General features: G+C 66.5%; 10 protein-coding genes. 6 read left to right on the top strand and 4 right to left on the bottom strand.

Annotation, left to right across the window (positions count from 1 at the left end; all coding sequences use genetic code 11):
- Positions 1 to 73: 73 nt before the first annotated feature.
- A complete protein-coding gene (locus tag PYV55_RS15090) occupies positions 74 to 1,273 on the top strand; it encodes a GNAT family N-acetyltransferase (RefSeq protein ID WP_275852859.1) in 1,200 nt (399 codons plus the stop codon).
- A 57-nt stretch (positions 1,274 to 1,330) separates the two neighbouring features.
- Here the strand turns inward: PYV55_RS15090 and PYV55_RS15085 are convergent, their stop codons facing one another.
- Both PYV55_RS15085 and ppa read right to left on the bottom strand, forming a co-directional pair.
- On the bottom strand, positions 1,331 to 3,148 hold the full coding sequence (locus tag PYV55_RS15085; RefSeq protein WP_275852857.1) for a methyl-accepting chemotaxis protein: 1,818 nt from the start codon (positions 3,146 to 3,148) through the stop codon (positions 1,331 to 1,333).
- 175 nt (positions 3,149 to 3,323) lie between these two features.
- On the bottom strand, positions 3,324 to 3,866 hold the full coding sequence (gene ppa, locus PYV55_RS15080) for an inorganic diphosphatase (RefSeq protein WP_275852855.1): 543 nt from the start codon (positions 3,864 to 3,866) through the stop codon (positions 3,324 to 3,326).
- A gap of 241 nt (positions 3,867 to 4,107) precedes the next feature.
- On the opposite strand from ppa, the gene PYV55_RS15075 reads away from it, so the two are divergent.
- A complete protein-coding gene (locus tag PYV55_RS15075) occupies positions 4,108 to 6,189 on the top strand; it encodes a sodium-translocating pyrophosphatase (RefSeq protein WP_275852852.1) in 2,082 nt (693 codons plus the stop codon).
- A gap of 94 nt (positions 6,190 to 6,283) precedes the next feature.
- On the opposite strand, the gene xdhC is transcribed toward PYV55_RS15075, so the two are convergent.
- A complete protein-coding gene (gene xdhC, locus PYV55_RS15070) occupies positions 6,284 to 7,165 on the bottom strand; it encodes a xanthine dehydrogenase accessory protein XdhC (protein WP_275852850.1) in 882 nt (293 codons plus the stop codon).
- A 20-nt stretch (positions 7,166 to 7,185) separates the two neighbouring features.
- Between xdhC and PYV55_RS15065 the strand changes: the two genes are divergently transcribed.
- On the top strand, positions 7,186 to 7,701 hold the full coding sequence (locus PYV55_RS15065; RefSeq protein ID WP_275852846.1) for a hypothetical protein: 516 nt from the start codon (positions 7,186 to 7,188) through the stop codon (positions 7,699 to 7,701).
- 33 nt (positions 7,702 to 7,734) lie between these two features.
- On the opposite strand, the gene uraH is transcribed toward PYV55_RS15065, so the two are convergent.
- Complete coding sequence (uraH, locus tag PYV55_RS15060; RefSeq protein WP_275852844.1) at positions 7,735 to 8,085, bottom strand: hydroxyisourate hydrolase; 351 nt, start codon at positions 8,083 to 8,085, stop codon at positions 7,735 to 7,737.
- Positions 8,086 to 8,180: 95 nt separating this feature from the next.
- On the opposite strand from uraH, the gene puuE reads away from it, so the two are divergent.
- From puuE to PYV55_RS15045, 3 genes are all read left to right on the top strand, one after another.
- The gene (gene puuE / locus PYV55_RS15055) at positions 8,181 to 9,137 is read left to right on the top strand and encodes an allantoinase PuuE (protein WP_275853206.1); all 957 of its coding nucleotides are present in this window, start codon (positions 8,181 to 8,183) and stop codon (positions 9,135 to 9,137) included.
- A gap of 19 nt (positions 9,138 to 9,156) precedes the next feature.
- Positions 9,157 to 10,935, top strand: a complete 1,779-nt coding sequence (gene uraD, locus PYV55_RS15050) for a 2-oxo-4-hydroxy-4-carboxy-5-ureidoimidazoline decarboxylase (protein ID WP_275852842.1) — start codon at positions 9,157 to 9,159, stop codon at positions 10,933 to 10,935.
- Positions 10,936 to 11,001: 66 nt separating this feature from the next.
- On the top strand, positions 11,002 to 12,270 hold the full coding sequence (locus PYV55_RS15045; protein WP_275852840.1) for a M20 family metallopeptidase: 1,269 nt from the start codon (positions 11,002 to 11,004) through the stop codon (positions 12,268 to 12,270).
- Positions 12,271 to 12,390 lie beyond the last annotated feature (120 nt).

The raw sequence follows: 12,390 nt of genomic DNA, 5'->3' as shown, positions 1-12,390 counted from the left end.
ACCAGGGCAACGGGTGGAAGTGGAGCCAAAGCCCGCCGGGGAATGCTCCCGAAAACGCAGCATCGGTACGGGCATGGCTGAAGCGCGCATTATCGCCCGCGTGCTGGATTCGCCGCTCGCATTCGATGCCGCCGCGTGGAACGCGCTGCTCGCGCGCCAGAGCCGCCCCACGCCGTTCATGCGCCACGAATACCTGGCCGCGCTGCACGCGAGCGGCAGCGCCACGCCCGAGACCGGCTGGACGCCGCGCTTCATGGGCCTGTGGGCCGGCGCGGAACTGCTCGCCGCCTGCCCGCTGTACGTCAAAAGTCATTCGTATGGCGAATACGTGTTCGACTGGGCCTGGGCCAATGCCTACGCGCAGCATGGTCTGGCCTACTACCCCAAAGCCGTCGTCGCCGTGCCCTTCACGCCCGTGCCCGGCACGCGCCTGCTCGCGCGCGACCAGGCGCTGCGCGTGCAGCTGCTGCAAGCCGTGCGCGACTGGTGCGAGCGCCAGGGGCTGTCGTCACTGCACCTGCTGTTTGCCGCCGACGAAGACCTGCAAGCCGCGCGTGAGCTGGGCCTGCTGCAGCGCCACACGGTGCAGTTCCACTGGCACAACCAGAGCTCCGCGGGCACGCCCTACCGTGACTTCGACGATTTTTTGCAGCACCTGAGCCAGGACAAGCGCAAGAAAATCCGCCAGGAGCGCCGCCGCGTGGCCGAGGCAGGCGTGCACTTTCGCTGGCTGCGCGGGCGCGACATCGGCCCGGCGGACTGGGATTTTTTCTACCGTTGCTACGAGCGCACCTACCTCGAACACGGCAATCCGCCCTACCTCACACGCGCATTTTTTCGCCTCCAAGCGGAACAAATGCCCGAAGCCTGGCTGCTCTTCGTTGCCGAGCGCGCAGGCCGGCCGATTGCATCGAGTTTGATAGCTATCAGCGCTGATCCTTCCTTGACAAACGGCCAAAAAGACCATGAATTTGTGGCTTACGGCCGCTACTGGGGCGCGCTCGAGCGCGTCGATTGCCTGCACTTCGAGGCCTGCTACTACCAGCCGCTCGCGTGGTGCATAGCGCATGGCGTGCAGCGTTTCGAAGGCGGTGCGCAGGGCGAGCACAAAATGGCGCGCGCGCTGCTGCCTGTGCCCACCCACAGCGCCCACTGGCTCGCGCACCCGGCCTTTGCCGACGCGGTAGAGCGCTTTTTGCTGCGCGAAGGGGCCGCCGTGCAGGACTATCTTGGCGACCTGCAAGCGCGCACGCCGTTCAAGCACAGCGGCTGAGCGGCCACCCGTCTTTCGCTCGGACCCAGCCGCTTACGACACCGCGACACCGCAGGCTCAGAACGACTCCCACTCGCCCTCTGCGGCCGTCTCGGCAGCCCGGGGTGCAGGCGCAGCGGGCGTGCTCGCCATCTTGGCTGCCGCCTTGCCAGCTCCTGGGGTTACCTGGGCTGGTGCACCCAGGCGTGCCGTGTCCTTGCCTGCGCCCGCACGCCCGCCACCCGCCAGCGGCCGCTTGGCCTGCGGCGCGGGCATCGGTGGGCGCGGCACCGACGGTGCAGGCATGGCGGCACGCGGCACAGGTGCTGCGGACGCCACCGCCTGCTGCGCGCCCGCCTCGAGCTTGAACACCGCCACGGCGTTCACGAGCTCGCCCGCCTGGGCGTTGAGGCTGCTTGCCGCAGCAGCCATTTCTTCCACCAGCGCCGCGTTTTGCTGCGTAGCCTGGTCCATTTGCGTGATGGCTTCGCCCACCTGCGCCACGCCGGCGCTTTGCTCGCTGCTGGCCGCGCTGATCTCGCCCACGATGTCGCTCACGCGCCGGATCGCCGTGACCACTTCGGTCATGGTCGCGCCCGCCTTGTCGGCGAGTTCGCTGCCTTGCTCGACGCGCTCCACGCTCGTGCCGATCAGGACCTTGATTTCCTTGGCCGCGTCGGCCGAGCGCCCGGCCAGGTTGCGCACTTCGCTCGCCACCACGGCAAAGCCGCGCCCATGCTCGCCTGCACGTGCAGCTTCGACGGCAGCGTTGAGCGCAAGAATGTTGGTCTGGAACGCAATGCCGTCGATCACGCCAATGATGTCGGCAATCTTGCTCGAAGCTTCGTGGATGCCCTTCATGGTCTGCACGACCTCGCCCACCACGTCTCCGCCCTGCGTGGCCACACTCGAGGCACTTTGCGCGAGCTGGTTGGCCTGGCGTGCGTTGTCGGCGTTCTGGCGCACCGTGGCGCCCACCTCTTCCATAGACGCCGCGGTCTCTTCGAGCGCGCTCGCCTGGCTTTCGGTACGCGCCGACAGATCGCTGTTGCCCGAGGCAATCTGCGCGCTTGCCGCGGCGACGTTCTCGGCATTCTGGCGCACGTGGGCCACGACCGTGCACAAGGCCTCCTGCATGCCCGCCAGCGTGCGCAAAAGTTCGCTCACCTCGTCCTGGCCCTCGATGCGGATGACATAGGCAAGATCACCTTGCGCTACGGCATTGGCCGCGTTCATGGCCTGCGCCAGCGCGCGCGTGACGCCGCGCACCAGGGTCAAGCCGACCACGATCGCCAGGCCCAGGCCTACGGCGATCAAGACCACCGATACCACGCGCATCACCTCGTAGCGCGCCACCGCCGCTTCGTATTCTTGCTTGGCCACTTTGAGCTGCAGGTCCGCCAAAGCCTTGACGTCAGCGGCCATGGGCGCATACAAGGGCGCGACCTTGTCCAGCAGCAACTGGCTGGATGCGGTCAAGTCGTTGGCCCGCAGGGCGGAAACCGTGGCCTTGAGCCCCTGCTCCACGAACGCCGTCCTGCTTTCGCCCAGCTTCTTGGCCAGCTGGGCCTCTTCGGGGGTGAGGTCTGTCGCCAGATAGGCCTTCCAAGTCTTTTCAGCCGCAGCAAGATGGGCGTCGACCTGCTCCGTGTTTTTGCGGATGACTGCAGGCGACAGATCCGATTGCGCATCCACCAGGGCCAGGCGGCTGCTGAGCAGCAGCCGCTCCATGTCCGTGAGTTGCCCCAAAGCCACCGTCCGGTCTTCATAGACCGTCTTGAGCGCCGCATTGGACTGGCTGGTGCCGTACAGCCCCATGCCGCCCACGGCGAGCACCACGATGGAAAGCACTGCCACCAGCAAGCTCAGGCGGGTCGAAATCTTGAAATGGGTCATGGTAGTGAGTGAAGAGCACAAAACAAACGCCTGCCGGGGATCCTCGGCAGGCGCAGCTATTGGAGGGCAGATTGTGTCCAAATGTCAATGCCAGAACACGCATTCGAGACCGAAACAAGGGTTTATCCTGTAGTACATACCCCTTCTTGGCCCTCTTCTTGCCCCCTTCATGGCGTCACAGGATTTTTTGCGCCTTGGCAAAGTTCGCGAGGCCGTCGAGGATTTCCTGCTTGGCCTCGGCCAAGCCCTTCCAGCCGATGATCTTGACCCATTTGCCTTCTTCGAGGTCTTTGTAATGCTCGAAAAAGTGGCCTATGGACTTGAGGATCATGGGGTGCACGTTGTCCACCGACTGCCAGTGCGTGTAAATGGGCAGCACCTTGTTGGTGGGCACGGCCAGCACTTTGCCGTCTATGCCCGCCTCATCTTCCATCAGCAAAATGCCGAGCGGGCGGCAGGGTACGACCACGCCGGGGATCAGGGGGTGCGGCGTGATCACCAGCACGTCGACCGGGTCGCCGTCGCCCGACAGGGTCTGCGGCACATAGCCGTAGTTGGTCGGGTAGTGCATGGACGTGGTCATGAAGCGGTCCACGAAGATGGCGCCGGACTCTTTGTCCACCTCGTACTTGATCGGGTCGGCGTTCATCGGGATTTCGATGACCACGTTGAAGGCTTCGGGGGCGTTTTTGCCGGGAGAGACGTTGTTGAGGGACATTGACAAATAACAAAAAGTTAGAGGATTTTCATCCATAAGACGGGATTCGCCCTGGGGCTAACCCTGATTTTAGGCTCGCAGTTGCGCTTTTCCGTGTCAGAGACAAGGCCTTTTGCGGTAAATTGCCGGCGTTGGCCAATCGCGTCTCCGCAGTTTGGGGGGCACGAGGAAGCAACGCAGAGGAAACACATCCGATGCGTTGTGTTTCCATCCGTGCGACTGACTCATCTAGGAGAATTGAATGGCTGAAAGTTCAGCACTGACGTCCCCTCTCATCCTGGCCTTGGTTTGCGGACTGGTTGCGGTGGCCTATGGCATCTGGGCCCGCGGCTGGATTCTTTCCAAGGACGCGGGCAACGCGCGCATGCAGGAGATCGCCGCCGCCATCCAGGCCGGTGCTGCGGCGTATCTGGCGCGCCAATACAAAACCATCGCGCTCGTCGGCGTGGTGCTGGCCATCCTGATCGGCGTTTTTCTCGACGTGACCACGGCGATCGGCTTCGTGCTCGGGGCCGTGCTTTCGGGCGCTTGCGGCTTCATCGGCATGAACGTCTCGGTGCGCGCGAACGTGCGCACCGCGCAGGCGGCCACGCAAGGCATAGGTCCGGCGCTCGACGTGGCGTTTCGCGGCGGGGCCATCACAGGCATGCTGGTGGTGGGCCTGGGCCTGCTCGGCGTGAGCGGCTTTGCCTGGTTTCTGACCTCGAACGGGCATGCGGGCGCCTCGGCGTCGCTGAGCAATCTGCTCAACCCGCTGATCGGCCTGGCGTTCGGCTCTTCGCTGATCTCGATCTTCGCGCGGCTGGGCGGCGGCATTTTCACCAAGGGCGCGGACGTGGGCGCCGACCTCGTGGGCAAGGTGGAAGCCGGCATCCCCGAGGATGACCCGCGCAACCCCGCCGTGATCGCCGACAACGTGGGCGACAACGTGGGCGACTGCGCCGGCATGGCCGCCGACCTGTTCGAAACCTACGCCGTGACGCTGATCGCCACCATGGTGCTCGGCGTGCTGCTCGTGGCGGCGGCGCCCGGCCAGGCCATGGTGTATCCGCTCGCGCTCGGTGCAGTGTCCATCATCGCGTCCATCATCGGCTGCTTCTTCGTCAAGGCTTCGCCCGGCATGAAGAACGTCATGCCTGCGCTTTACAAAGGGCTGGCGATCGCGGGCGTGCTCTCGCTGATCGCGTTTTATTTCGTGACCACCTGGATCGTCCCTGACAACGCGCTCGGCGGCACGGGGGCGCAGATGCGGCTCTTTGGTGCCTGCGTGGTGGGCCTGGTGCTGACGGCGCTGCTCGTGTGGATCACCGAGTTCTACACCGGCACGCAGTATTCGCCCGTGCAGCACATCGCCCAGGCCTCGACCACCGGCCACGGCACCAACATCATCGCGGGGCTCGGTGTGTCCATGCGCTCCACGGCCTGGCCGGTGCTGTTCGTGTGCATGGCGATCATCGTCGCGTACCAGCTCAGCGGCCTGTACGGCATTGCGGTGGCGGCCACGTCCATGCTGAGCATGGCGGGCATCGTGGTGGCGCTCGACGCCTACGGCCCGATCACCGACAACGCTGGCGGCATCGCCGAAATGGCCGAGTTGCCCAGCAGCGTGCGCGACATCACCGACCCGCTGGACGCCGTGGGCAACACCACCAAGGCCGTGACCAAGGGCTACGCGATCGGCTCGGCCGGCCTGGCCGCGCTGGTGCTGTTTGCCGACTACACGCACAAGCTCGAAGCCCTGGGCCAAAGCGTGCGCTTCGACCTCTCCGAACCCATGGTGATCGTGGGCCTGTTCATCGGCGGGCTGATCCCTTACCTCTTCGGCGCCATGGCCATGGAGGCCGTGGGCCGTGCCGCAGGGGCCGTGGTGGTCGAGGTGCGTCGCCAGTTCAGCACCATCGCCGGCATCATGGAAGGCAAGGCCAAGCCCGAATACGGCAAGGCTGTGGACATGCTCACGGCCGCCGCCATCAAGGAAATGGTGATCCCCAGCCTGCTGCCCGTGATCACGCCGATCGCCGTGGGCCTGCTCCTCGGGCCCAAGGCGCTGGGCGGGCTGTTGATGGGCACCATCGTCACCGGCCTGTTCGTCGCCATCAGCATGTGCACGGGCGGCGGCGCCTGGGACAATGCCAAGAAATACATCGAAGACGGCCACTTTGGTGGCAAGGGCAGCGAAGCCCACAAGGCCGCCGTCACGGGCGACACCGTGGGCGACCCGTATAAAGACACGGCCGGCCCCGCGATCAACCCCTTGATCAAGATCATCAACATCGTCGCGCTGCTCGTGGTGCCGCTGGTGGTCAAGTTCCACGCGGGTTGAGATAAAAAATCCGCTGCTGCCGTCTCTTTTGGGTGGCGCATGCGCAGCACAAAAAGCCTGCCCCGGTCGAGGCATTCGACTGCGGCAGGCTTTTTTATGCTGATGGACTTTGGGGCGTGAGGGTCTGCAGCAACTGCGCGGCCGCGGCCACGGCGATCACTGCCGGCTCCTTGCCGCGGATGCCAGGGACGCCAATCGGGCAGGTGATGTGCGCCAGCTCGTGCTCGGCAAAGCCGCGTGCGCGCAGGCGGCTTGCAAACGTGGCCCACTTGGTGCGGCTGCCGATCAAGCCGATGAAGGGCAAGTCGCCCTGCGCGCGCTGGCGGCGCAGGCAGGCGTGCACGAGGGCAAAGTCTTCGGCGTGGCTGAAGCTCATGATGAGCACGCGCGTGCCCGGTGCGAGGCTGGCAACGGCGCCGTGCACCGGCTCGGAATGCTCGCAGCGCAAAGCCTCCTCCGGCACCATCGGCGCATCGCACGGCTGAGCGGGAAAGGCATCTTCGCGGCTGTCGAACCAGCGCACGGCAAATGGCAGCGGCGCGAGCACCTGCACGAGCGCGCGCCCCACGTGCCCCGCGCCGAACAGCGCCAGCGGGTGGCGACGCGGCGCAAGGCGCAGTTTCAGCGCAGGGACGTCGGCGCTGCCGACGGGCGCAAACTCCAGTTCGACCATGCCGCCGCAGCATTGGCCCAGCGCGGGGCCGAGCGCGTAATGCAGCCGCAGCGGGGCATCGCTGGCGCGGCCGTCGCTGCCGCAGGCACCGCGCGCAGCCAAGAGCCGCCGTGCCTGCGCGATGGCCTGGTGCTCCAGATGCCCGCCGCCTATGCTGCCGAAGACCTGCCCGGCAAACACCATCATCCACGCGCCTGCTTCCCTTGGCGCCGAACCTTGTATAGACTCCACGCGCACCAGGCAGGCAGCCTGGCCCGCAGCCAATGTGCTCCACAGAACCTGCAGGTTACGCAATTCCGCCATTTCCATCCTCAACGCGCCCCATGTCCTCGATTTTTCCCCAGCCTCGAACGGTCGCCGAACCCCGCCGCTGGCGGCTCGCCGGCTTGCTGACCGCAATCACTGCCCTGGTGACGGCGTGCAAGTCGCCCCCCCAGGCCCCCACAGCTTCGCCTTCTGCGCAAGACAGCGTCCTGCCAGGCACCGAAACCGTGCACGCTTCGTCCGCCAATACGGCGCGCGCCTACCGCCAGAATGCCGCGCGGCACCTTTATGAACGCAACGCGCAGCGCATCTACCAAGGCAAGCTGCCGCCCATGCTGTATGCGATCGGCGTGCTCGACGTGGAAATCGATCGCGCGGGCCGCGTCACCGCCCTGCACTGGAAACGTGCGCCCAACCACGCACCCGAGGTCGTGGCCGAGATCGAACGCATCGCGCGCGCCGCCGCGCCCTACCCTGCGCCACAGCGCATGGGCCGCGTCACCTACACCGACGTCTGGTTGTGGGACAAGAGCGGGCACTTTCAGCTCGACACGCTGACCGAAGGGCAGATGTAAGTCAGCAAAGTGCCGGCCATGCGCCTCGGCCTCTCAGGAGCCGCGGTAGGTGGCATAGCTCCAGGGGCTCACGAGCAGCGGCACGTGGTAATGCTGGTCGGCGTGCGCCACGCCAAAGTCCAGATTCACCTGATCGAGAAAATTCGGCTGCGGCAGCACCACGCCGCGCGCCGCAAAGTATCCCGCAACATTGAAGCGCAACCGGTAGGTGCCGCAGCGCAAGCTCACATCGTCGAGCAGGGGCGCGGCGCTGCGCCCGTCCTGATTCAGCACCACGCGCTTGAGCAAGCTCGCGGCTTTGCCGTGCATTTCATACAGCGCGACCTCCATGCCGGCGGCGGGGCAGCCGTGCATGGTATCCAACACATGGGTACTCAGGCCCATCTCGAAACCTCCTGAAAATACGTCCAAGCCTTGGCAGGCACGAAAACTGCACATGCAATCTTCATGCACATGCCGAAATTTTGGGGATGCCATCCATGCTCTACGACACCACGCTAGCCTACCCGCGCGACCTGGTCGGCTACGGCCCCAGGCCGCCGCATGCGCAATGGCCCGGCGGCGCGCGCATCGCCGTGCAGTTCGTGCTCAACTACGAAGAAGGCGGCGAAAACTGCGTGCTGCACGGCAACGCGGGCTCGGAGCAGTTCCTCTCGGAAATGTTCAACCCCGAAAGCTACCCCGCGCGCCACATGAGCATGGAGAGCATCTACGAGTACGGCGCGCGCGTGGGTGTGTGGCGCATTGTGCGCGCGTTCGCCGAGCGCGGGCTGCCGCTCACGGTGTTCGCCGTCGCGAGTGCGCTCGCGCGCCACCCCGAACTCGCACAGGCGCTGGTGCAGCAGGGGCACGAAATCGCCTGCCACGGCCTGCAGTGGATCCACTACCAGAACGTGCCCGAGGACGTGGAGCGCGCCCACATGCAGCAGGCCATGGAAATACTCACGCAGCTCACGGGCACGCGGCCGCTGGGCTGGTACACGGGGCGCGACAGCCCGAACACGCGCCGGCTCGTGGCCGACGATGGCGGCTTTGCCTACGACAGCGACTACTACGGCGACGACCTGCCCTTTTGGATGAAGGTACGGCGCAGCGACGGCCAGGTGGTGCCGCAACTGATCGTGCCCTACACGCTGGACTGCAACGACATGCGCTTTGCGCTGCCGCAGGGCTTTTCGCACGCCGAGCCCTTTTTCCAATACATGAAAGACAGCTTCGACGCGCTCTATGCCGAGGGCGACCCCGCCGGCGCGAATGCGCCCAAGATGATGAGCGTGGGCATGCACTGCCGCCTGCTCGGGCGCCCGGGGCGCATCACGGCACTGCAGCGCTTTCTGGACTACGTGCTGCAGCACGACAAGGTCTGGGTGTGCCGGCGCATAGACATCGCGCGCCACTGGGCGGCCACACATCCGTGCCCCAGCGCCGAAGCATGACCCCAGCATGAGCAGCGCCATGTCCTACACACTAGACCAGCTCAACACCGCCCCCGAGCCCGAAGCGCTGCAGATGCTGGCCGGCATCTACGAGCATTCGCCCTGGATCGCGGCTGCGGCGCTGCGCCAGCGCCCGTTCGCGTCGCTCGCGCAGCTCAAGCACGCCATGGCCGAAGTGGTCACGCGCGCCGACACGGACGCACAGCTCGCGCTGATCCGCGCGCACCCCGAGCTCGCGGGCAAGGCCGCCATCGCACAAAGCCTCACGGCCGAATCTGCGCAGGAGCAAAACCAGGCCGGCCTCACGGCCTGCACGCCGCAGGAGTTTGCGCGCCTGCACGAGCTCAACGCCGCCTACAACGCACGCTTTGGCTTCCCGTTCATCCTCGCGGTGCGCGGGCCGCGCGGCACGGGGCTGCAGCGCACGCAAATCATCGCCGCCCTGGCGCGTCGCCTGCACCAGCACCCCGACGCCGAACGCGCCGAAGCGCTGCGCAACATCCACCGCATTGCCGAGCTGCGCCTGAACGATAAATTCGGCTTCACGCCGGCGCTGGGCAACATGGTCTGGGATTGGCACGAGCAGCTCGCGCGCCACAGCGAGCCGGAGTTTGCCGCGCAAGGCCAGCTCAGCGTCACGTATCTGAGCGACGCGCACCGCACCTGCGCGGCCGAACTGCACGCGCTGATGCAGGCGAGCGGCTTCGACGCCGTGCAGCTCGACGCCGTGGGCAACGTCGTGGGGCGCTACCACGGCGCCACCCCAGGGGCGCGCGCGCTGCTCACGGGATCGCACTACGACACCGTGCGCAACGCCGGCAAATACGACGGGCGGCTGGGCATCTTCGTGCCCATCGCCTGCGTGCGCGAACTCGCGCGTGCCGGGCGGCGCCTGCCCTTTGCGCTCGAAGTGGTGGCCTTTGCCGAGGAAGAAGGCCAGCGCTTTGCCGCCACATTCCTGGGCTCGAGCGCGCTCGTGGGCGACTTCGACCGGGCCTGGCTCGACCAGCGCGACGCCGCCGGCATCACGCTGCGTGATGCCATGCAGCGCGCCGGCTTGCGCATCGAAGACATCCCCAGCCTGCGGCGCGACCCGGCGCAGTACCTGGGCTTCGTCGAGGTGCACATCGAACAAGGCCCGGTGCTGTGCGAATTGAACCTGCCGCTGGGCGTGGTCAGCGCGATCAACGGCAGCGTGCGCTATCTTGGTGAATTCATCGGCGAGGCCAGCCACGCCGGCACCACGCCCATGAACCGCCGGCGCGACGCCGCCTGCACCGCCGCCGAGCTGGCGCTGTACCTGGAGCAGCGCGCTGCGCAGGACGGCGACTCGGTCGCCACCATGGGCCAGCTCGGCGTGCCGCAGGGCTCGGTCAACGTGGTGCCGGGGCGCTGCAGCTTCAGCCTGGACTTGCGCGCGCCCAACGACGCGCAGCGCGACCGCCTGGCCGCCGACGTGCTGGCGCAGGTCGAGCGCATCGCCACCCGGCGCGGCCTGCAGTACGCGCTGCAGGAAACCCTGCGCGCCGCCGCCGCACCCAGTGCGCCCGCGTGGCAGCGCCGCTGGGAGGCGGCCGTGCAGGCGCTGGGCCTGCCCGTGCAGCGCCTGCCCAGCGGCGCGGGCCACGACGCCATGAAGCTGCACCAGATCCTGCCGCAGGCCATGCTGTTCGTGCGCGGCGAAAACGGCGGCATCAGCCACAACCCGCTCGAATCGACCACCAGCGACGACATGGAACTGGCCGTGCGCGCACTGCAGCAGCTGCTAGCAAACCTGGCCGCCGAAATCTCCACATAGCTCCTAACAAAATAGCTGCTAGCGCTTAATGTACGGGCGTTAGAGGCCAATTTCATGCAAAAAAACATGCCCGCAGAAAATCATTACATCCAGCTCGACGCCTGGATAGACGCGCACTTCGACGAAGAAGTCGCCTTCCTGCAGCAACTCGTGCGCGTGCCCACCGACACGCCGCCCGGCGACAACGCGCCGCACGCCGACAAGACGGCCGAGCTGCTCGCCGCCTGGGGCTTTGCCGCCGAAAAATACCCCGTGCCCGCTGCCGAGGTGCGCGCGCACGGCATGCAAAGCATCACCAACCTGATCGTGCGCCGGCGCTACGGCGCGGGCGGCAAAACCATCGCGCTCAACGCCCACGGCGACGTGGTGCCGCCCGGCGAGGGCTGGACGCACGACCCTTACGGCGGCGAGATCGTCGAGGGCAAGCTCTACGGCCGCGCCGCCGCGGTAAGCAAGAGCGACTTCGCCACCTACAGCTTTGCCGTGCGCGCGCTCGAAGCCGTGGCGCGGCCGCAGCGCGGCGCGGTGGAGCTGCACTTCACCTACGACGAGGAATTCGGCGGCGAACTCGGCCCCGGCTGGCTGCTGCGCCAGGGCCTGACGCAACCTGACTTGATGATGGCCGCGGGCTTCAGCTACGAAGTGGTGGTGGCGCACAACGGCTGCCTGCAGCTCGAAGTCACGCTGCACGGCAAGATGGCGCACGCCGCCGTGCCCGACACCGGCGTCGATGCGCTGCAAGGCGCCGTCGCCATCATGAACGCGCTGTACGCCGAGAACGCCAGGTACCGCCAGATCACGTCCCAGGTGCCCGGCATCACGCACCCTTACCTCAACATCGGCCGCATCGAAGGCGGCACGCACACCAACGTGGTGCCCGGCAAAGTCGTGCTCAAGCTCGACCGGCGCATGATCCCTGAAGAAGACCCCGCCAAAGTCGAGGCACAGTTGCGCGCCCTCATCGAGAGCACGGTACAGCGCTACAACGCCGAACGCGGCTACGACAGTGCCGGCGGCGACGCCCTGCGCGTAGGCATCGAGCGCCTGCTGCTCGCGCGCGCCATGACGCCGCTGCCGGGCAACGCGCCGCTGGTGCAGGCGCTGCAAAAGCACGGCGCTGCCGTGTTCGGCGAGCCCATCCCCGCCAAGGGCACACCGCTCTACACCGACGTGCGTCTGTACGTGGCGCGCGGCATCCCCGGCGTGATCTACGGCGCCGGCCCGCGCAGCGTGCTCGAATCGCACGCCAAGCGCGCCGACGAGCGGCTAGCCCTGCAAGACCTGCGCCGCGCCACCAAGGTGGTGGCACGCGCGCTGTGCGACTTGTTGGCGTAAGCCTCCACCGCGGCCCCCTAGTGTAGTGTTTGATGCTTGATGCGACAAATAAAACCGATGGATTTTTGGTCTGGGCAAGGCGCAAACCGCAGCGATACCGGGTGGTATCGCGAGGATTTG

This window comes from Extensimonas soli, assembly GCF_029211265.1.
Lineage (GTDB): Bacteria > Pseudomonadota > Gammaproteobacteria > Burkholderiales > Burkholderiaceae_C > Extensimonas > Extensimonas soli.
This window is presented reverse-complemented; position numbering and strand designations above follow the sequence as displayed.